The organism is Limnohabitans planktonicus II-D5 (genome assembly GCF_001270065.2).
GTDB lineage: Bacteria > Pseudomonadota > Gammaproteobacteria > Burkholderiales > Burkholderiaceae_C > Limnohabitans_A > Limnohabitans_A planktonicus.
Map to the genome: position 1 here is coordinate 46,797 of NZ_LFYT02000008.1, position 21,331 is coordinate 68,127.

Annotated in this window: 16 protein-coding genes; 11 read left to right on the forward strand and 5 right to left on the reverse strand. The window is 59.4% G+C overall.

Annotated elements, in window-relative coordinates; all coding sequences use genetic code 11:
- Nucleotides 1–109 precede the first annotated feature (109 nt).
- The gene (gene ugpB / locus H663_RS28805) at nucleotides 110–1,414 is read right to left on the reverse strand and encodes a sn-glycerol-3-phosphate ABC transporter substrate-binding protein UgpB (protein ID WP_053171789.1); all 1,305 of its coding nucleotides are present in this window, start codon (nucleotides 1,412–1,414) and stop codon (nucleotides 110–112) included.
- A 280-nt stretch (nucleotides 1,415–1,694) separates the two neighbouring features.
- On the opposite strand from ugpB, the gene H663_RS28810 reads away from it, so the two are divergent.
- Both H663_RS28810 and H663_RS28815 read left to right on the forward strand, forming a co-directional pair.
- Complete coding sequence (locus H663_RS28810) at nucleotides 1,695–5,570, forward strand: DUF3683 domain-containing protein (RefSeq protein ID WP_053171791.1); 3,876 nt, start codon at nucleotides 1,695–1,697, stop codon at nucleotides 5,568–5,570.
- A 15-nt stretch (nucleotides 5,571–5,585) separates the two neighbouring features.
- The gene (locus H663_RS28815; protein ID WP_053171793.1) at nucleotides 5,586–6,002 is read left to right on the forward strand and encodes a gamma-butyrobetaine hydroxylase family protein; all 417 of its coding nucleotides are present in this window, start codon (nucleotides 5,586–5,588) and stop codon (nucleotides 6,000–6,002) included.
- Nucleotides 6,003–6,431: 429 nt separating this feature from the next.
- Here the strand turns inward: H663_RS28815 and H663_RS28820 are convergent, their stop codons facing one another.
- Together H663_RS28820 and H663_RS28825 are read right to left on the reverse strand one after the other, a co-directional pair.
- The gene (locus H663_RS28820; protein WP_053171794.1) at nucleotides 6,432–7,754 is read right to left on the reverse strand and encodes a multifunctional CCA addition/repair protein; all 1,323 of its coding nucleotides are present in this window, start codon (nucleotides 7,752–7,754) and stop codon (nucleotides 6,432–6,434) included.
- 14 nt (nucleotides 7,755–7,768) lie between these two features.
- A complete protein-coding gene (locus tag H663_RS28825) occupies nucleotides 7,769–8,452 on the reverse strand; it encodes a glutathione S-transferase family protein (protein WP_053171796.1) in 684 nt (227 codons plus the stop codon).
- Nucleotides 8,453–8,637: 185 nt separating this feature from the next.
- Between H663_RS28825 and H663_RS28830 the strand changes: the two genes are divergently transcribed.
- The 8 genes from H663_RS28830 (at nucleotide 8,638) to H663_RS28865 (ending at nucleotide 18,644) form a co-directional block, all read left to right on the forward strand.
- Nucleotides 8,638–10,245: an ABC transporter substrate-binding protein gene (locus H663_RS28830; protein ID WP_053171798.1), complete on the forward strand. Its 1,608-nt coding sequence runs from the start codon at nucleotides 8,638–8,640 to the stop codon at nucleotides 10,243–10,245.
- Nucleotides 10,245–11,225 (forward strand): ABC transporter permease, encoded by a 981-nt coding sequence (locus H663_RS28835; protein ID WP_053171801.1) that lies wholly within the window; start codon nucleotides 10,245–10,247, stop codon nucleotides 11,223–11,225. Before H663_RS28830 ends, H663_RS28835 begins: the two co-directional genes overlap by 1 nt.
- 2 nt (nucleotides 11,226–11,227) lie before the next feature.
- Nucleotides 11,228–12,463, forward strand: a complete 1,236-nt coding sequence (locus H663_RS28840) for a M20 aminoacylase family protein (RefSeq protein ID WP_116695839.1) — start codon at nucleotides 11,228–11,230, stop codon at nucleotides 12,461–12,463.
- A 44-nt stretch (nucleotides 12,464–12,507) separates the two neighbouring features.
- A complete protein-coding gene (locus tag H663_RS28845; protein ID WP_053172148.1) occupies nucleotides 12,508–14,088 on the forward strand; it encodes an ABC transporter substrate-binding protein in 1,581 nt (526 codons plus the stop codon).
- 3 nt (nucleotides 14,089–14,091) lie between these two features.
- Nucleotides 14,092–15,000: an ABC transporter permease gene (locus tag H663_RS28850; protein ID WP_053171803.1), complete on the forward strand. Its 909-nt coding sequence runs from the start codon at nucleotides 14,092–14,094 to the stop codon at nucleotides 14,998–15,000.
- Nucleotides 14,997–15,965 (forward strand): ABC transporter ATP-binding protein, encoded by a 969-nt coding sequence (locus H663_RS28855; RefSeq protein WP_053171805.1) that lies wholly within the window; start codon nucleotides 14,997–14,999, stop codon nucleotides 15,963–15,965. The genes H663_RS28850 and H663_RS28855 overlap by 4 nt, the downstream gene beginning before the upstream one ends.
- Nucleotides 15,962–16,957, forward strand: a complete 996-nt coding sequence (locus H663_RS28860; RefSeq protein WP_053171806.1) for an ABC transporter ATP-binding protein — start codon at nucleotides 15,962–15,964, stop codon at nucleotides 16,955–16,957. The genes H663_RS28855 and H663_RS28860 overlap by 4 nt, the downstream gene beginning before the upstream one ends.
- 82 nt (nucleotides 16,958–17,039) lie before the next feature.
- Nucleotides 17,040–18,644 (forward strand): ABC transporter substrate-binding protein, encoded by a 1,605-nt coding sequence (locus tag H663_RS28865; protein ID WP_083451127.1) that lies wholly within the window; start codon nucleotides 17,040–17,042, stop codon nucleotides 18,642–18,644.
- Between the two features lie 109 nt (nucleotides 18,645–18,753).
- Here H663_RS28865 and H663_RS28870 read toward each other — a convergent pair whose 3' ends face one another.
- Entirely contained in the window at nucleotides 18,754–19,728 is a 975-nt protein-coding gene (locus H663_RS28870; protein ID WP_053171807.1) for a Bug family tripartite tricarboxylate transporter substrate binding protein, read from the reverse strand.
- A 96-nt stretch (nucleotides 19,729–19,824) separates the two neighbouring features.
- Here H663_RS28870 and H663_RS28875 point away from each other — a divergent pair, with 96 nt between their 5' ends.
- Nucleotides 19,825–20,622: a DUF3047 domain-containing protein gene (locus H663_RS28875; RefSeq protein ID WP_083451128.1), complete on the forward strand. Its 798-nt coding sequence runs from the start codon at nucleotides 19,825–19,827 to the stop codon at nucleotides 20,620–20,622.
- A 240-nt stretch (nucleotides 20,623–20,862) separates the two neighbouring features.
- Here H663_RS28875 and ybeY read toward each other — a convergent pair whose 3' ends face one another.
- Nucleotides 20,863–21,318 carry an rRNA maturation RNase YbeY gene (gene ybeY, locus H663_RS28880; RefSeq protein ID WP_053171808.1) on the reverse strand — a complete coding sequence of 152 codons (456 nt, stop codon included), beginning with the start codon at nucleotides 21,316–21,318 and terminating at the stop codon, nucleotides 20,863–20,865.
- Nucleotides 21,319–21,331: the final 13 nt, after the last annotated feature.

Genomic DNA, 21,331 nt, shown 5'->3' on the forward strand with positions numbered 1-21,331 from the left:
AAATTCTTTGCAAAGCCGGGGTCTGAAGTGTCACCCCAAAATGCGCAAAAGCAGAGGCACTGCCTCTGCTTCTTTCAGGCGCCCACCGCCCCTTAGAGCGGTTAAGGCATCACTTGTTGGCTTTTTCGAAGCGTTCGAGCTGTTCGTTGCCGCGCTTGATGGCCATGTCCAAGGCTTCTTGGGTGCCCTTTTTGCCGCTCCACACGCCTTCGAGTTCCTCGTCAATGATGGTGCGGATTTGCACAAAGTTGCCCAGGCGCACGCCGCGCGACTTGTCGGTGGTCTTGCGGATCATCTGGGTGACCGACACATCGGTGCCGGGGTTCTTTTTGTAGAAGCCGGACTTTTCGGTCAACTCGAACGACGCCTTGGTGACGGGCAGGTAGCCAGTGCGCTGGTGGCTGGCTGCAGCCACATCGGATTTGGACAAGTGTGCAAAGAACTGCGCCACGCCTTTGTATTCGGGGGCCTTTTTGCCGCTCATCACCCACAGGCTCGCACCGCCGATCACGGTGTTTTGGGGTGCACCGTTCACATCGGGGTAGTAGGGCAGGGTGCCAATACCGTAGCCGAACTTGCCGTTGCGCACCACGCTGCCATACAGGGCCGAGGAGCCGGTGGCCATGGCGCACTCGCCAGAGACAAAGGTGGCGTCAGCCGCATTGCCGCGACCCTTGTAAACAAACAAGCCCTGCTTGGCCATGTTGGCCAGGTTGTCAATGTGGCGCACATGCAGCGGGGTGTTGAAGCTCAGCCGCGCGTCCATGCCGCGCATGCCGTTGCCTTTGGTGGCGAACTCGGTGTTGTGCCAGGCCGAGAAGGACTCCAGCTGGGTCCAGCTGATCCAGCTGGTGGTGAAGGGGCACTTGTGGCCGCTGGCTTTGAGTTTGGCCGCTGCCAAGGCCACCTCAGGCCAAGTGGTTGGGGGTTTCTCTGCGTCCAGACCTGCGGCCTTGAAAGCGTCCTTGTTGTAGTGGAAGACGGGCGTGGAGCTGTTGAAGGGGAAGCTCAACATCTGGCCGTTGGGGGCGGTGTAGTAACCGGCCACGGCGGGCACATAGGCATTTTGGTCGAATTTGAGGCCCGCGTCGGTCATGACTTTGCCCACGGGCACGATGGCACCCTTGCTGGCCATCATGGTGGCGGTGCCCACTTCAAACACTTGCAGGATGTGCGGGGCGTTGCCTGCGCGGTAGGCAGCAATGGCTGCAGTCATGGACTCGTCGTAGTTGCCCTTGAAGGTGGGCACGATTTTGTAGTCTTTTTGGCTGGCGTTGAAGTCCTTGGCCAGGTCGTTGACCCATTCGCCCAGGGCACCACCCATGGAATGCCACCACTGGATTTCGGTTTGGGCTTGGGCGGACAGGCTGGCCAAGCCCAGAGTCAGGGCTGAGAGGGTGAGTTTGAGTTTCATGAGGGTTCCTGAAAAAAAGCTTGAACAAGCAAAAGACCCGATCAAGGGTCATCCTGACGCGATCAATGTGCCTTTGAAAAATGACAGTTTCATTAAGGATGGGTGATGAAAAAGTGACAATCCGGATTTTCCATGAGCCCAGAGCCTTGGGCGACAGGTGCCCCTGTCTTTGGCGCGTGTTTGTTGCACTGCGGTAACATTCAGCCTCAGCCGGGTTCAAGCCAGTTTCCGTGTCTGGCTGAAAGCGTATTTGCCACGCCGTTGACCGCGCCTTATCCCTATGAATGCACCCACCACGCTCCAACAATTGATGCAAGCCGACGCCGATGCGCCGCGCCTGCGCGAGATTCCTTACAACTACACCAGCTTTTCTGACCGTGAAATCGTGGTTCGTCTGCTGGGCGATACAGCTTGGGATCTGCTCAACCAGCTGCGCCAGGAGCGTCGCACCGGCCGCTCGGCCCGCATGCTCTACGAAGTGTTGGGGGACATCTGGGTGGTCGAGCGCAACCCCTATTTGCAAGACGACCTGCTGGACAACCCGGGCCGCCGAAAGATGTTGGTGGACGCACTGCATCACCGCCTGGGCGAAGTCCAAAAACGCCGCACGCCGGGTGTGGACGCCGCCCGCGACGCCTTGGTTGGCCAGTTGCTGGCATTGGCCACACAGGCTGTCAGCCAATTCAGCGAGCGCTTCACCCGCATGACCAAGCTGCGCAGCCAGGTGCAAAAGACCCTGGGGCGCCTCACAGCCAAGGACAACATCAAGTTCGATGGCCTCTCGCGCGTGAGCCATGTGACCGACGCCACCGACTGGCGCGTGGAATACCCCTTTGTGGTGCTGACGCCGGACTCCGAGGTCGAAATGGCGGGGCTGGTCAAGGGCTGTATCGACCTGGGCCTGACCATTGTTCCCCGTGGCGGCGGCACGGGTTACACCGGCGGCGCTATTCCCTTGACCTGGAAGAGCGCGGTCATCAACACCGAAAAGCTCGAAGCCATGACCGAGGTCGAAATGGTCGACCTGCCCGGTATTGCCCACAAAATTCCGACCATCTACACCGAAGCCGGTGTGGTGACCCAGCGCGTGGCCGATGCGGCCGAGCGCGGTGGTTTTGTCTTTGCAGTCGACCCAACTTCGGCCGAAGCCAGCTGCGTGGGCGGCAACATCGCCATGAATGCGGGTGGCAAAAAAGCGGTGCTCTGGGGCACTGCGCTCGACAACCTGGCCAGCTGGCGCATGGTCACGCCCGACGCCGAATGGCTGGATGTGGTGCGCATGGACCACAACATGGGCAAGATCCATGATGCAGACGTGGCGACATTTGAGCTGCGCTATTTCAAAGCCGATGGCAAAACCCCGATCCGCACGGAGACCCTGGTGATTCCCGGCAAAACCTTCCGCAAGGAAGGCCTGGGCAAGGATGTGACCGACAAGTTCTTGAGCGGCCTGCCCGGTGTGCAAAAAGAAGGCTGCGACGGCCTGATCACCAGCGCCCGCTGGGTCGTGCACCGCATGCCCACGCACACCCGCACGGTGTGCATGGAGTTTTTTGGCCATGCCCGTGAGGCGGTGCCCAGCATCGTCGAGATCAAGGACTTCATGTTTGCCGAGCAAAAGCGCACCGGCACCGTGATGGCGGGTCTGGAGCACTTGGACGACCGCTATTTGCGCGCAGTGGGTTACTCCACCAAGAGCAAGCGCGGCGGCTTCCCCAAGATGGTGCTGATCGGTGACATCGCTGGTGACAATGCCGACGACGTGGCCAAGGCCACGTCCGAGATCGTGCGCATTGCCAACTCGCGCAGCGGCGAAGGCTTCATTGCCATCAGCCCCGAAGCGCGCAAAAAGTTCTGGTCGGACCGCAAGAAAACAGCGGCCATTTCGCGCCACACCAACGCCTTCAAGGTCAACGAAGACGTGGTCATTCCGCTGCCGCGCATGGCCGAATACACCGACGGCATTGAGCGCATCAACATCGAGCTGAGCCTGCGCAACAAGCTCAAGCTGTGCCGCGAAATCGAAGCCTTCCTGGATCGGGGCAACCTGCCCCTGGGCAAGCAAGACGACGCCAGCGACATCCCGTCGGCCGAGTTGCTGGAAGACCGCGTGGCGCAAGCCTTGGCCGTTGTGCGCGAGGTGCAGGCGCAGTGGCAAGGCTGGTTGACGCAAGTCGATGACCTCTTCCCCCAGCTGCAAGAACACACTTTGCGCGCCAGCTGGAAGACGCAAATCCGCCCGGCTTTCCAGAACATTTTCTCGGGCTCAGCTTTTCTGCCGATCCTGACCGAAGTCACGGCCATTCACCAACGCGTGCTCAAGGGCCGTGTGTGGGTGGCGCTTCACATGCACGCTGGTGACGGCAATGTGCACACCAACATCCCGGTGAACAGCGACAACTACGAGATGCTGCAAACCGCGCACGAAGCGGTGGCCCGCATCATGGTGCTGGCGCGTAGCCTGGACGGCGTGATCTCGGGCGAGCACGGCATTGGCATCACCAAGCTGGAGTTTTTGACCGACGCCGAGTTGGCCAACTTCACCGCCTACAAAGCCAAAGTAGACCCCGAAGGGCGCTTCAACAAAGGCAAACTGCTGCGCGGTGCGGCTCTCACGGGCTTGGGTGACGATGTGCACGCAGCCGACCTGACACACGCCTACACCCCCAGCTTTGGCCTCATGGGCCACGAGTCGCTGATCATGCAGCAGTCCGATATTGGCGCGATTGCGGCCAGCGTGAAAGACTGCTTGCGTTGCGGCAAGTGCAAACCCGTGTGCGCCACGCATGTGCCGCGTGCCAATTTGCTTTACAGCCCACGCAACAAAATTTTGGCGACCTCTTTGTTGGTCGAGGCTTTCCTCTACGAAGAGCAAACCCGCCGGGGCATCTCGATCAAGCACTGGCAGGAATTTGAGGACGTGGCCGACCACTGCACCGTCTGCCACAAGTGCCTGACGCCTTGCCCGGTGAACATCGACTTTGGCGATGTGTCCATGAACATGCGCAACCTGCTGCGTAAGATGGGGCAAAAGAGCTTCCGCCCAGCGGCTGAGTTTCAGTCTTGGTTCATTGGTACAGCCAGTCCGAATGCCATTGCCTTGGGTCAGGCATTGACCAAAATCAGTTTCAAGGCGCAACGCTTGGGCAACCGTGTGTTGAATGTATTTGCCCGTCAGCAAACCAAGGCACCTCCAGCGTCAGTGGGTCAACCCCCCATCAAGGAGCAGGTGATTCACTTCATCAACAAAAAAATGCCCGGGGGCCTGCCCAAGAAGGGTGCCCGAGCTTTGCTCGACATTGAAGACAAGGATTACGTGCCGATCATTCGTGACCCCAAAACCACGAGTGCTGAGACCGAGGCGGTGTTCTATTTTCCAGGGTGTGGCTCGGAGCGTTTGTTCAGTCAAGTAGGTCTGGCGACGCAGGCCATGCTGTGGCATGCGGGCGTGCAAACGGTGTTGCCACCAGGTTATCTGTGCTGCGGTTACCCGCAAAAAGGCTCGGGCCAGTTTGACAAGGCCGAAAAAATCATCACCGACAACCGGGTGCTGTTCCACCGAGTGGCCAACACGCTCAATTACCTCGATATCAAGACTGTGGTTGTGAGCTGCGGCACCTGCTACGACCAGTTGCAGGGTTACGAGTTCGACAAGATTTTCCCGGGCTGCCGCATTGTGGACATCCACGAGTACCTGCTCGAAAAAGGCATCAAGCTCGAATCGCAAGGTGCCTATCTTTACCACGACCCTTGCCACAGCCCCATGAAGTTGCAAGCGCCCATGAAAACCGTCACCGCCTTGTTGGGCGATGGTGTGATGGAGAGCAGTCGCTGCTGTGGTGAAAGCGGTGGTTTGGCCTCGTCACGCCCTGATATCTCGACACAGATTCGCTTTCGCAAAGAAGAAGAAATTCGCAAAGGCGAGGTCGCTTTGCGTCAATCGGGCGCGGTCAAAGCAGAGGAAAACATCAAAATTCTCACCTCTTGCCCGAGCTGTCTGATGGGCTTGAACCGCTACCAAGACGACCTGCAAAACGGCCTGCTCGAAGCCGATTACATCGTGGTCGAGATGGCCAGGCACATCCTGGGCGAGAACTGGATGCCCGAGTACGTCAGTGCCGCCAATGCCGGTGGCATTGAGCGCGTGTTGGTTTAACCTGGAAAACAAGATATGGCCGGTTTGACAAAAACAAGCCCCACGCCCGAGTCCTTGACCGTGCATGGGCAGACCAAGGTGCTGGAAATCGGTTTTTCCGACGGGGCGCAATTTCGCATTCCCTTTGAGCTGATGCGCATCTATTCACCGTCGGCTGAGGTCCAGGGTCACGGCCCCGGTCAGGAAGTGCTTCAAACCGGCAAGCGCGAAGTGACGGTGGTCGACATTGAGCCCGTGGGCAACTACGCCGTTAAACCCACGTTCTCGGACGGCCACGATTCAGGCCTGTTCACTTGGGAGTACTTGTACTTCCTGGGCGACCAGCAAGCGGCCCTGTGGCAACAATACGAAGATCGCCTGCAGGCTGCGGGCACTGACCGCGATGCGCCCATGCCCGGCAAGGCGGGCAGCAGCTGCGGCCACAGTCACTGAAGAAATTCGGAGCTGGGATTGCCGCGCTTAGCTCGCAATGACGGGGATTTGTCACTGCGAGGAGCCGCCTTTAGCCGCGAGGAACGAAGTGACGTGGCGGGACGCGGTAGTCCAGTTGCAGCGCTTGTCCAAACCGCAGCGCCAAAGCATGCGCCCTTGCTGGATTGCCGCGCTTCGCTCGCAATGACGGGGTTTGTCACTGCGAGGAGCCGCCTTTAGCCGCGAGGAACGAAGTGACGTGGCGGGACGCGGCAGTCCAGTTGCAGTGCTTGTCCAAACCGCAGCGCCAAAGCATGCGCCCTTGCTGGATTGCCGCGCTTCACACGAAATGACGGGGATTTGTCACTGCGAGGAGCGAAGCGATCTGACGGGACGGGGCAGTTCAGCCGATGGAGGCTTGAGGTTGGGCGGGATGTGACTGTTTGATCGTCAGCAGTTGATAGTTTTCAGGGTTTGGGCAATGGCTGTCACGCGGGCTTTGGCGATCTGCTCACCAATTTGCGGACCCTTGAGGCCTTGCGCAGCCGCTGCTTGGGCAATGGGCGCGGTCTGGACCGATAGCGCTGCCTGTTGGGCTTTCAACAAACGTTCAGCTTGCGGGTAAGCCGCATCTTCAAAGCCCAGTCGACCCCGTGCATCGCACTCGCAGGCTTGCAAGACCTGCGCAAAACGCTCGGCCTGGCGAACAGCGTCGCAGCGCTCCAGCAGGCGCATCAACGCCTGTGGCCCCAACTCAGCGCTGCGGTGGATGTTGCCGTGCTCGCGTGCCACCACCTCGGCCAGTTCCTTGCAGTCGGTGGGCACGCGCAGGCGCTCGCACACCTTTTTCAGCAACTTGACGCTGCGCCCTTCATGACCGATGTGCCTGGGCAGCACGTCGTCGGGGGTGTTGCCTTTGCCGAGGTCGTGCATCAGGCAGGCCACGCGTACCGACAGAGGCATGTTCAGGCGAGCGCTCATGTCCATCACCAGCATCATGTGCACGCCCGTGTCGATTTCGGGGTGGTATTCGGGGCGCTGCGGCACGCCCCACAGGCGGTCCAGTTCGGGCAGCAGCACCTTCAGGGCCCCGCAGTCACGCAGCACCTCGAACATGCGCGAGGGTTTTTCGCTCATCAGCCCGCGAGCCAGTTCTTGCCAGACCCGCTCGGGCACCAGGTGGTCGACCTCGCCGTCTTCGACCATCTGGCGCATCAGCGCCAAGGTGTCGAGGGCAACTTCGAAGTCGGTGAAGCGGGCTGCAAAACGTGCCACGCGCAAGATGCGCACCGGGTCTTCGGCAAAGGCAGGGGTGACGTGGCGCAGCCGCTTGGCGCGCAAGTCAGCCAGGCCGCCCCAGGGGTCGATGACTTCGCCAAGCCAGGCAGGCGTCGTGTGTGTCTGGGCATGTGCGGTGGTTTTTCCGGATTCAGGCGTGGCGACGGCATTCAAGGCACAAGCCAGTGCTTCAGGCAAGGCCATGGCGTTGATGCTCAGGTCGCGCCGCGCCAAGTCTTCTTCAAGCGTGACTTCGGGGGATGCCTGCACCGCAAAGCCTTTGTAGCCTCGCGCTGTCTTGCGCTCGGTGCGGGCCAGGGCGTATTCCTCGCGGCTGTGCGGGTGCAAAAACACCGGAAAGTCCTTGCCCACCGGCACATAGCCTTGTGCGGTCATGGCCTCGGGTGTGCTGCCCACCACCACCCAGTCGCGGTCGTTGACGGCAAGGCCCATCAAGGCATCGCGCACTGCACCGCCGACGACAAAAACCTGCATGGCCGCGTCTTCCTTCAGCGAGACACCCGAAAGGGCTCTTCGAAGTCGATGAAGTCCTGCTCGTCCAGCGCCTCGTCGATCCAGGCCTTCACGCCGGGCAGGGCGCACACGCGGTCCATGTAGGCGGCCACATCGGCTGGCACGGGCAGGGCATAAGTTTTCAGGCGCATGACCACCGGGGCAAAGTAGGCGTCGGCCACAGTGAATGGGCCAAAGAGCATGGGGCCGCCGTGTTCTTGCAGCAGGCCGCTCCACAGGCTGCAGATGCGCGCCAGATCGGCGCGCACGGCGGGCTTGTCCCGCAGGGCGAGTGCGCCGACATCAGGCAGATGCGCTTCGATGTTCATGGGGCAGGCGCTGCGCAGGCCCACAAAGCCGCTGTGCATCTCGGCGCAGATGCTGCGGGCGCGTGCTCGGGCGGCGCGGTCCGCAGGCCAAAGCTGCTTTTCAGGAAACTGCTCGGCCACATATTCCGCAATCGCCAGGGTGTCCCACACGGCCAGGCCGTCGTGCACCAGCACGGGCACCTTGCCCACCGGGTTGACGTCCTTGAGCGCGGCCTTGAACTGCGAGTCGGGCGCGAAGCTGTCAAAGCGGACAAAGACCTCGTCAAAGGCTATGCCCGCCTGGCGCAGCAGCACCCAGGGGCGCATGGACCAGGACGAATAATTTTTGTTGGCAATGTAAAGCTGTAGCATCGTTTTCCCTGTGAATCAGGAGCCACATGTTAGCGACCTCTGGTTGTGCTCCAAAAAGTTTGTGCGCCGACGCACCAGTCTTGTGCGAGACAGACCATTTGGGGGAATTCCCTCTCCCAGATTCGGGTCTAAATGTTGCATAGTCGGGGGATCATTCGTTTCATTGAACGACACAGGTGTACCAAATGCAACATTTCTTTCATTTAACTGCTCGCACGACGGCCTTGGTGGCATCTTTGGCATGGGTGGGCCTTTGCGGTACCACGGCTGTGCAGGCCAAACCCTTCAAATGGTCGAGCGCCAGCGACATCCCGACCCTGGACATCCACTCGCAAAACAACGCTTTGGGCAACGGCGTGCATGCCGCCATTTTTGACTCGCTGGTGTACTACAACAGCAAAACCTTCAAGGTTGAGCCCAAGCTGGCCACATCTTGGCGCGAAATGTCGGCCACGCAATACCGCTTCAATTTGCGCAAAGGCGTCAAATTCAGCGATGGCTCGCCTCTGACGGCCGACGATGTGGTGTTCTCTCTGGAACGCTCCCGCGCCAAGACCTCCAACTTCAACGTCTACGCCCAAGGCATCAGCCGCGTGGCCAAGGTCGACGCCAACACGGTGGACATCATTTTGAGCGGCCCCAACCCGGTGCTGCTCAACCAGTTGACCGAGTTGCGCATCATGAGCAAAGCCTGGGCCGAAAAGAACAAGTCGGTCGAGCCCAAAGACGCCAAGACCAAGGATGAAAACTTTGCCCACCGCAACGCCATGGGCAGCGGTCCCTACATGGTCAAAGAGTGGCAGCCAGACCAAAAGCTGGTGCTGGTGAAGAACCCCAACTGGTGGGGCTGGTCCGAAGTGCCCACCAACGTGACCGAAATCATCTACACCCCCATCAAGAACGAAGCCACTCGCGCCGCTGCCTTGTTGTCCGGCGAAATTGATTTTGTGCTCGACCCCAGCCCACAAGACTTGGGCCGCATGCGCAGCAATGCCAACCTGAAGGTGGTGGACGGCATTGAAAACCGCACCATGTTCTTGGGCATGGATCAGCACCGTGATGAATTGCCCGGCTCCAACGTCAAGGGCAAGAACCCGCTCAAGGACGTGAAGGTGCGCAAAGCCCTGTACCAGGCCATTGACATGGACACCATCCACCGCGTGACCATGCGCGGCCTGTCGCAAAACACGGGCGCCTTGGTGGCCCCGCAGGTCAATGGATGGAGCAAAGGCGTGGACACCCGATTCCCCTATTCGCTGGACGCTTCCAAAAAGCTGCTGACCGAAGCCGGTTACCCACAAGGCTTTGAGGTGGACTTTGCCTGCCCCAACAACCGTTACATCAACGACGAAGAAATCTGCCAGGCCATCACCGCCATGTGGGCCAAGGTGGGCGTGAAAGCCAAGCTGCGCACGCTGCCGCTGGTGACGTATTTCCCCATGATCCAGCGCTACGAAGCCAGCATCTATATGCTGGGCTGGGGCGTGCCGACCTTTGACGCGCTGTACAGCCTGCAATCGCTCACCCGCTCGGTGGGCACGGGCGGTGACGGCAACTACAATGTGGGCCGTTACAGCAACCCGCGCATGGACTACATCGTTGACCGCGTCAAAACCGAGACCGATTTGCCTGTGCGTGACCGCTTGCTGACCGAAGGCCTGCAGTTGTCCAACGACACGGTCTCTCACATTCCGCTTCACAACCAGGTCATCCCCTGGGCCATGAAGAAAAACGTGGAGGTGGTGCATCGCCCTGACAACCGCCTCGACTGGACACTGATCAAGGTCAACTGATGTTTGCTTTTATTTTGCAGCGCCTGATTCAGGCCGTGGTCGTGATGGTCACGGTCGCTTTCATCGCATTTTTGTTGTTCCAGTACGTGGGTGACCCGGTGGTGTTCTTGCTGGGGCAAGACGCTACACCCGAACAAATCAAGGAACTGCGCCAAGGCCTGGGCCTGGACCAACCGTTTTTTGTGCAGTTTTGGCACTTTTTGTTGAACGCTGTGCAAGGCGAGTTTGGCCTGAGCCTGCGCCAAGGCGCCAAGGTCTCCCGCCTGATTGCCGAGCGCTTGCCTGCCACGCTGGAGCTGGCGCTGGTGGCGGCCACGCTGGCGCTGGTCATTGGCATCCCGATGGGTGTGTACGCGGCCTTGCGCCGAGGCACCTGGGCCAGCCAACTGATCATGACGGTGTCGCTGCTGGGGGTGTCTTTGCCCACCTTCCTGATCGGCATCTTGTTGATCCTGGTGTTTGCCGTGATGCTGGGCTGGTTTCCCAGCTTTGGTCGGGGCGAGGTGGTGCAGATGGGCTGGTGGTCCAGCGGTTTGATGACGGCCAAGGGTTGGCACCACATCGTGCTGCCGGCCGTGACGCTGGCGATCTTTCAGCTCACGCTGATCATGCGCCTGGTGCGTGCCGAGATGCTGGAGGTGCTGCGCACCGATTACATCAAGTTCGCCCGCGCACGGGGTTTGTCCAGCCGCGCCATTCACTTTGGCCATGCGCTCAAAAATACCCTGGTGCCAGTGATGACCATCACCGGTTTGCAGCTGGGCGGCTTGATCGCGTTTGCCATCATCACCGAGACGGTGTTCCAGTGGCCTGGCATGGGCCTGCTGTTCATCCAGGCGGTCACGTTTGCGGACATTCCGGTCATGGCGGCTTATTTGTGCTTGATTGCGCTGATTTTTGTCGTCATCAATCTGGTGGTGGATTTGCTCTATTTTGTGGTTGACCCGCGCCTGCGCGTGGGCAAGCCCGGAGGCCATTGAGCGTGGGTGCTGCTTTGCAATCGGTGCTGGGGCGGGGCGCGGCGTTTGCACGCATCGCCCAGTTCCATCCTGAGCTCACGGCCTTCAGGCGCGACCTGCACGCCCACCCTGAGCTGGGCTTTGAAGAGGTCTACACCTCGGGCCGAGTGGCCGAGATGCTCAAAGTCTGTGGCGTGGACAGCATCCACACCGGCATCGGCAAAACCGGCGTGGTGGCGCTGGTGCACGGCCAGGGTCGTACTGCCAGCAACCCGGGCCGCATGATCGGCCTGCGGGCCGACATGGACGCGTTGCCGCTGACCGAGCACAACGAGTGCACCTGGAAATCTGGCACGCCCGGCTTGATGCACGGCTGTGGTCACGACGGTCACACCGCCATGCTGATGGGCGCGGCGCGTTACCTGGCCGAAACCCGACGTTTTGACGGCACGGCCGTGCTGATTTTCCAGCCCGGAGAAGAAGGCTATGCGGGTGCCCGCGCCATGATGCAAGACGGCTTGTTTGAGCGCTTCCCGTGTGAGCAGGTCTATGCCCAGCACAACTCCCCCGAGACGCCTTTGGGTGTGATCGGCATCACGCCCGGCCCCATGCAGGCGGCGGTGGACCGCATCGAGATCATCATTCGCGGCAAAGGCGGCCACGGCGCACGCCCGCACCAGGGCGTGGACCCGGTGCTGGTGGCCGGGCACATCATCACGGCCGCGCAAAGCGTGGTCTCGCGCAACCTGTCGGCCTTTGATCAGGCGGTGGTCAGCATTTGCTCGATGCAAGGTGGACACCCCGGGGCCATGAGCGTGATCCCGGGTGAAGTCACCTTGGTGGGCACCGTACGCACTTACAGCGAGGCCGTGCAAGACCATATCGAGGAGCGGCTAAGGTCTTTGTGCACCGGCATCGCCCAGGGCTTTGGCGCATCGGCCGAATTGACTTATGAGCGCGTCTACCCCGCCACCGTGAACACCGTGCCTGAGGCGCAGTTTGCCTGCGATGTGGCGGCGGCCTTGGTGGGCGAAGACAAGGTCTGGCGCAACATGCTGCCCAGCATGGGTGGCGAAGATTTTTCTTTCATGCTCCAGGCCAAACCCGGGGCTTATATTCGCATCGGCCAAGGCCTGCCGCACGGCCCCAGTCCGCATCCGCTGCACAACAGCCGTTACGATTTCAACGACGAGATTCTGCCTTTGGGCGCGGCCTTGCACGCCAGTTTGGTGGAGCAAGCGCTGCCCCGCACGGCATGAAGCTCGCATTCGATTCAGTCTATTCATTCAACAAGGAGACTTTCATGGCTTTCAAACTCAATCCTCTGGTGGCCACTTTGGCCGCTGCGCTGGCCTTGTCTGCGGTTTCGGCCTCAGCCGTGACCTTGCGCGTGGGCAACCAAGGCGACGCCTTGTCCATGGACCCGCACTCGCTCAACGAGTCTTTGCAAATTTCGGTGGTCGAAAACGTCTACGAAACCTTGGTGACGCGCGACGCTAATTTCAAACTCGCCCCCTTGCTGGCCACCAGCTGGAAGCAAACCGCACCGACCGTGTGGCGATTTGAGCTGCGCAAAGGCGTCAAATTCCATGACGGCACGCCCTTCACTGCTGACGACGTGATCTTCAGCTACGAGCGTGCCAAGGGCGACGGCTCGGACATGAAGAGCTATGTGGGCCAGTTCAAAGAGATCAAAAAGATCAACGACCACACCATCGACATCATCACCAACGCACCGTTTCCCATCGTGCCCGAGCTGATCACGCACTGGGCCATCATGAGCAAGAAGTGGTGTGAGGACAACCAGGCCACCAAGCCGGTGGATCGCCGCAAAGGCATTGAAAATGCTGCCTCTTTCCGTGCCAACGGCACCGGTCCTTTCCGTGTGCGTGAGCGTCAGCCCACCGTGCGCACCACCTTCTCGCGCAACGGCAACTACTGGGGCAAGATTCCCGGCAACGTGGACGAGGTCATCTTCAGCGTGATTGGCAACGACGCCACCCGTGTGGCGGCCATGATGTCGGGTGAACTCGATGTGATGGAGCCCGTGCCCGTGCAAGACGTGGAGCGTCTGAAAGCCAACGACAAACTCAAGGTGCTGCAAGGCCCTGAGCTGCGTGCCATTTTCCTGGGCATGGACCAAAAACGCGATGAACTGCTGTTCTCCAATGTGAAGGGCAAAAACCCCTTCAAGGACATCCGGGTGCGCAAGGCCTTCTATCAGGCCATCGACATCGAGACCATCAAGAGCCGTGTGATGCGCGGCGCTGCCACGCCTTTGGCATTGATGTACCCCCCACAAGTCAATGGCTATCCGGCCGACTTGGCCAAGCGTTTGCCTTTTGACGTCGAAGCGTCCAAGAAATTGCTGGCTGAAGCGGGTTATCCCAACGGTTTCGAAGTCAAGATGAATTGCCCGAACGACCGTTATGTGAACGATGCCGAGATTTGCCAGGCCGTGGCCGCCAACTTGGCCAAGGTGGGCGTCAAGATCAACCTGGAAGCCGAGACCAAGGGCACTTACTTCCCCAAGATTTTGAGCCGCAACACCAGCTTTTACATGCTGGGCTGGACCGCCAGCACGGTGGACGCGCACAACGTGATGTACCCCATCTTGTCCACCCCCGGTGACGGTGGTCGCGGCCAGTTCAACCTGGGCTCTTACAGCAACCCCAAGGTGGACGAGTTGACGGACAAAGTGGCGTCTGAAACCGATCAGAAAAAGCGCAACGAAATGATCCGTGAAGCCATGAAGATCCACCAGGACGACGTGGGTCACCTGCCTTTGCACCAGCAAGCGCTGAACTGGGCGGCCAAGAAAAACATCGAGCTGGTGCAGTTTCCGGACAACGGCATGGCTTGGAAATTCATCACAGTGAAGTAATCCATGAACGCCCTGAAACGTTGGCTGCAAAGCGACGTCGGTTACAGCTTTCGCCAATCGCCCACGGCGATGGTGGCAGCTGGCATCGCCTTCGTCTGTCTTTTTTGTTCGGTTTTTGCCGGGTGGGTCTCGCCCACCAATCCCTTTGACCTGACCACGCTGGAGTTAAGCGATGCCCGCTTGCCGCCCGCCTGGATGGAGGGCGGCACCACCAAGTTCTTGCTGGGCACCGACGACCAGGGGCGCGACATTTTGTCGGCCCTGATCTACGGTTCGCGCATTTCTTTGGTGGTGGGCCTGGCGTCTGTGGTCTTGTCGGTGGCGGTCGGCGTGGGCCTGGGCTTGTTGGCGGGTTTCAAGGGCGGTTGGCTCGACGCCTTGCTCATGCGCCTGTGCGATGTGATGCTGTCCTTCCCGGCCATTTTGGTGGCGCTCTTGATCGCGGGGGTGGGGCGTGCGCTGTTCCCCAACGCGCACGAGTCGCTGGCCTTTGGCGTGTTGATCCTGTCCATCTCTTTGACCGGTTGGGTGCAGTACGCCCGCACGGTGCGTGGCACCACGCTGGTGGAACGCAACAAGGAATACGTGCAAGCCGCCCGCGTGACGGGCGTGGCGCCCTTGCGCATCATGTTCAAGCATGTGCTGCCCAACGTGATGGGCCCGGTCATGGTGCTGGCCACCATCCAGGTGGCGACAGCCATCATCACCGAAGCGACGCTGTCGTTTTTGGGTGTGGGCGCACCGCCCACTTCGCCATCGCTGGGCACCCTCATTCGCGTGGGCAATGATTATTTGTTCTCGGGCGAGTGGTGGATCACGATTTTCCCGGGACTGATGTTGGTGCTGATCGCCCTGTCGGTCAATTTGCTGGGTGACTGGTTGCGCGACGCGCTGAATCCGAGATTGCGATGAGTCTTTTACAAGTCAAAAACCTGGTGGTGGAATTCCCCAGCCGCCACGGCACGCTGCGTGCGCTGGACGATATTTCTTTCGACATCGCCCCCGGCGAAATTCTGGGGGTGGTGGGCGAATCGGGCGCGGGCAAGTCGCTCACGGGCGCGGCCATCATCGGCCTGCTGGAGCCGCCGGGCCGTGTGGCCGGGGGGCAGATCTTGCTCGAAGGCCAGCGCATCGATCACCTGAACAACGACGAAATGCGCCACATCCGGGGCCGCAAGATCGGGGCGATTTTTCAGGACCCGCTGACCTCGCTCAACCCGCTGTACTCCATCGGCAGGCAGCTGACCGAAACCATCTTGGCCCACCTGCCTGTGACGCCGCAGGAAGCACGCCAACGCGCCATCCAGCTGCTCAAGGACACCGGCATTTCGGCCGCCGAAGAGCGCATTGACCATTACCCGCACCAGTTTTCGGGCGGCATGCGCCAGCGCGTGGTGATTGCTTTGGCCCTGGCGGCTGAGCCGCAACTGATTGTGGCCGACGAGCCGACCACGGCGCTGGATGTGTCGATCCAGGCGCAGATCATCAGCTTGCTCAAAAAGGTCTGCAAAGACCGGGGCGCTGCCGTCATGCTGATCACGCACGACATGGGCGTGATCGCCGAAACCTGTGACCGCGTGGCTGTGCTGTACGCCGGGCGCGTGGCCGAAATCGGCCCTGTGCACCAGGTCATCAACCACCCGGCCCACCCTTACACCGCAGGCCTGATGGCCTCGATCCCCGACATGGACAGTGACCGCGAACGCCTGAACCAAATTGACGGCGCCATGCCCCGCCTGAACGCCATCCCGCAAGGCTGCGCCTTCAACCCGCGCTGCCCCAAAGCCTTTGACCGCTGCAGGCAAGACCGGCCCGACCTGGTCCAGGCTGGTGCCAACATGGCCGCTTGCTGGCTGCACGATGGGAGCGCCTCATGAGCGAACACAAGACGCAGCCCTTGGTCGTAGCGCATGACCTGGCCAAAACCTTTGACGTCTCGGCCCCGTGGCTCAACCGCGTGATCGAGCGCAAGCCGCGTCAACTGCTCAATGCCGTGGATGGCGTGAGCTTCGAGATCGAGCGCGGCAAAACCCTCGCCCTCGTGGGCGAGTCCGGTTGCGGCAAAAGCACCGTGGCCCGCTTGCTGGTGGGCTTGTACGAGCCCACACGCGGCGGCCTGACCTTCGATGGTCAAGACGCGCACGCCGCTTTCAAATCGAACGATGCCAAGGCCATGCGCCAGCGCATCCAGATGATTTTCCAAGACCCCTATGCCAGCCTGAACCCGCGCTGGACGGTGGACAACATCATTGGCGAGCCGCTCAAAGAGCACGGCCTGATCAGCGACGCCGAAGAGCTCAAAGCCCGTGTGGCCGAATTGCTCAAGTCGGTGGGCCTGTCGCCGCTTGACATGGTCAAGTACCCGCACCAGTTCTCGGGCGGGCAGCGTCAACGCATCTCGATCGCCCGTGCCCTGGCCACCGCGCCCGAGTTTCTGGTGTGCGACGAGCCGACCTCGGCGCTCGATGTGAGCGTGCAGGCGCAGGTGCTCAACATCATGAAAGACCTGCAGCGCGAGCGCGGTTTGACGTATCTGTTCATCAGTCACAACCTGGCCGTGGTGCGCCATGTGAGCGACCAGGTGGGCGTGATGTATTTGGGCCGACTGGTGGAGCTGGCCGACAAACACACGCTGTTTGGCAACCCGCAGCACCCCTACACCAAGATGCTGCTGGACGCGATTCCCAAAATGCACGACACCGGCCGCGCCCGCACCCCGGTGCAAGGCGAAGTGCCCAACCCGCTCAACCCGCCCAGCGGCTGCACCTTCCACCCCCGCTGCCCGCAAGCCACCGATATCTGCAGGTCAGAGCGCCCGCCCTTGCGCGAGCTCAGAGGGATCAAAATCGCTTGTCATGCTGTAAATTGAAGTAAGTATTTGTTTGAATTTGAATTATTTAATAAATCTAAATCACTCAAACTAACTAAAATTGCACCATTACGAGGTGCATATGCAACATTTACGCAAGCTGAGTTTGACTGAACATACCGTGTATGTGGGGCTGGTGGCATTGGCATTATGTTTCACCGCCCCTTCAGCGTGGTCAAAAACGGTGCGATGGACGGGTGCCAGTGACATCACGACTTGGGATATTCATTCCCAAATCAATGGCTTTCAAAATGGCGCGCATGCTGCGGTCTACGAGTCATTGGTGTATTTCAATTCACGGACTTTCAAGCCGGAACCCATGCTGGCCACCGGCTGGAAAATGGTGACACCTTTGCAATGGCGCTTTACCCTGCGTCAGGGTGTCAAGTTCCATGATGGTTCCGATTTCACAGCGGATGACGTGGTGTATTCCTTGCGACGTGCAACGGCCAAGACATCTACCTTCACAGCGCAAATGGGCAGCATCTCCAAAGTGGAGAAAGTAGACAATTTCACCGTCGATGTCTTCACGAAGGCACCTGACCCCGTGTTGTTGGCCCAGCTCACTGAATTGCGCATCATGAGCAAAGCCTGGGCCCAGGCCAATGACTCCGTTGAGCCCAAAGACATCAATACCAACCAGGACACGGCGTCACACCGTCAAACCAACGGGACGGGGCCCTACATCCTCAAGGAATGGGTGCCACGTCAAAAATTCATCCTGGTGAAAAACCCCAAGTGGTGGGGCAAGATGGAAGGCAATGTCACTGAGATTGTGTACACCCCCATTCGCTCAGACACCGCCCGCATCAACGCTTTGCAAGAGCAAACCGTGGATGTGGTGCAAGACCCGAACCCGCAAGATCTTTACAGGCTGCAAAAAAATGATGATCTGAAAGTGGTCGCGGGTCCGGAGTTTCGAACCATCATGCTGGGCATGGACCAGTTCAGAACGGAATTGATTGGCTCCAGTGTCAAGGGCAAGAACCCGCTGAAGGACTTGCGGGTGCGGCGAGCACTTTACCAGGCCATTGACATGGCTTCCTTGCACGAGATCATCATGCGCAAGCAATCCCAAAATACCGGAGCTTTGGTGTCACCCCAAATCAATGGCTGGACCGAGAAGCTGCATGCTCGCCAGCCATATTCCCAGGACAGCGCCAAAAAACTGTTGACTCAGGCTGGTTATGCAGAGGGTTTCACGGTGGATTTCGCCTGTTCGAGTGGCCGCTATGTCAACGACAGTGAAATTTGCCAGGCCATCTCAGGCATGTGGGCCAAGGTGGGCATCAAAGCCCGGTTGCGGATCATCAATGCGCCGCTTTACCTGCCCATGATGCAGCGTTACGAGGCCAGCATTTATTTGATCGGCTGGGGCGTGCCCACGTTTGATGCTTTGTACACCTTGCAATCTCTTGTTCGTACAAGCGGCAAAGGTGGGGACGGCAACTACAACTTGGGCCGTTACAGCAATCCGGCTTTGGATCATTTCATTGATCGCGCCAAAACCGAGTCCGACCCCATCACTCGTACCCGTTTGTTGACGACCGCTTTGCAGTTGCAAAGCGACGATGTGGCCATGATTCCCCTGCACAATCAGCTCATTTCATGGGCGATGGCCAAAAACATCAATGTCGTTTTCCGGCCTGACAACCGCATCGACTGGCATTTGGTTCGGGTGGATTGATGGCCATGTCAGCAGCAAGCCCTGGCTGTCCAAGCTGACCTGCATCAAACCCTTGAGCGTTCAAGAACAGAATGACCATCAAGGTCATGCAGGTGGCATCTTGAAGTGCTCACTGCGGCGTGATGCCCGCTTTTTGAATCACCTCACGCCAGCGCTTGATGTCGCTGTCCAGCAGTTGTGACAATTGAGCAGGGGTGCTGGATTTGGCTTGGACGTTGAAGCTGGCCATGCGCTGGACCAACTCGGGCTGCGAAAGCACTTTGCCCAGTTCCAGGTTCAGGCGATCCACGATGAACTTCGGTGTTTTTGCGGGGGCAGCCAAGGCGTTCCAGGAGGACACGTTGAATTGGCTCAGGCCGGGCATCTCGCGAACCGTGGGCACTTGGGGCATGTCTTTGGGGCGGCTCTCACCCATCACCCCCAGCAATCGCACGGTCTTGGCACTGATTTGTGGTTTGAGCGGGCCCAGAATTTCTACCGCAGCATCAATTTGACCGCCGCGCAATCCGTTCAGAACCGCAGGTGTGCCGTTGTAGGGAATCACTTGCGCCAGCAGATTGCCCTGGCTGCGCAGCAATTCAGCGGCCAAGTGCTGTGTGCTGCCCACGTTGATGGTTCCAATGTTCAGCTTGCCGGGGTGAGCACGCCCAAACTCGATCAAGTCGCTCAGGTTTTTGTGGGGCGAAGACTCGGGCACCACCACCGCCAAGTCAAACATACCGAGCAATGACACGGGGGCAAAGTCGCTGCGTGGGTTGAAGGGCAGGTTTTTGAACAAACTTGCACTGACGGCGGTGCCGTTGGACATCAGAAGCAGCGTGTAGCCGTCAGGCTCTGCTTGGGTCACCAATTCAGCCGCGACAATGCCGCCTGCACCGGGGCGGTTGTCAATCAACACGGGCTGGCCCAGGCTTTCGGAGAGTTTTTGAGCCACGGCCCGCGCTGTCAGATCGGCCACGCCACCAGCACCAAATGGCACGATGATCTTGATGGGTTTGACTGGGAACTGGGTTTGCGCTTGGGCACCATTCATAGTGAGCGCAGCAAAACAAAGGGTTTGTAGCCAAAGGCGGCGATGAAACATTGAAAATCCCTCAAAATTCACAAAATTATGCATGCATGTCAGAATGCAAGGGCATATAAATGGCTGGTTTTTCACGCATCTATTGACGGAACTTTCATGGCATCAAGATGGTTTTGGGGGCGCTTGGTTTTCACGGGGAGCCTGCTTTTTGCGCTTTGGGGATGCAGCACCATTGATGCGCCTGGCAGAAGTGATGCCAAAATTCCGCAGCCCACTCAGGGCGTCTTGCACTTCACGCCCGATGCCAGTGTCCGCTGGGAAAAAGTGCAGTTGCCCGGCAAACTGCGCACGGCATTCAGGCTGGAGAGACATCAAAATCGGCCTGCGGTGCAGGCGCAAGCCGAATCTTCTGCCAGCCTGTTGAGGCAGCGCCTGAATCTGCCGCCTGATCAGTTGGGGCGTTTACAGTTTCAATGGCAAGTGGAGAACCTGATAGCGGGCGCTGACATGGCGCAGCGCGAAGCAGAAGATTCCCCGGTACGTTTGATTCTGACGTTTGACGGTGACCGCAGTCGGTTTTCTGGCAAAAACGCCATGCTCAGCGAATTGACCCAAGCTTTAACGGGCGAACCGCTGCCTTATGCCACGCTGATGTACGTCTGGTGCAACCAGCGCCCTGTGGAGTCGGTGATCAACAACCCACGCAGCGACCGCATCCGCAAGCTGGTGGTCGAGTCAGGTGGCAAGCGTCTCAAACAATGGTTGCTGTATGAGCGCGATATACGTGCCGACTTTGAAAAAGCCTTTGGCGAAGCGCCTGGCGCACTCCTCAATCTGGCCATCATGACCGACAGTGACAACACGCGCAGCAGTGTGCGGGCATGGTACGGAGACATCCGCTTGATGGCCCCCAACCAAGTGGCGGACACGGCGCCATGGCTAAAGCGCCCGTGAATCGCACGCAATAACTCATTCGAGACCTGCACCGCCGTTGGGGCACAGCACAAAACACCCGAAGTCGCCTCCAATTGATCCGGCACCCTGAAGTTTGAAATGTATGAGAAATGTCATCTCGCAGGTCGCCACTCGCAGAGTCCGACATGATGGGATAGGGCGCAGGCCTATGTCGGTGTCTTCGACCGCCGACACACAACATCTTTGAGCATTGAAAACTTCACAGGGCTTAATCAATCATCAGCGGTAAGGGTTCTTCAAGCCCAGTCCCGCCAAAATGGCCACCTCATAGGCCTCCATCTCTTCGGCGTCGGCGGTACTGGTCTCATGGTCCCAGCCTTGCGCGTGCAGCGTGCCGTGCACCAGCAAATGCGCGTAATGCGCGGCCAACGTTTTGCCTTGTTCTTTGGCCTCACGCGCCACCACCGGTGCGCACAGCACCAAATCGGCCATCACCACAGGTTCCTGCTCGTAATCAAAGGTCAGCACATTGGTGGCGTAGTCTTTTTTGCGGTAGCTCTTGTTCAGTTCGCGGCCTTCTTCTTCGCCCACGATGCGCACCGTGATTTCGGCGTCATCGGCCAGGGCGTGGCGAATGGCACGGGCCACTGCGTGGCGGGGCAGGGCGGCGCGGTGGCGGGCTGCATAGGGAATGTCGCCAAATTGCAAGGACAGCTGGAGTTTTTGGAGGGCCATGGGCGTGCTGGAT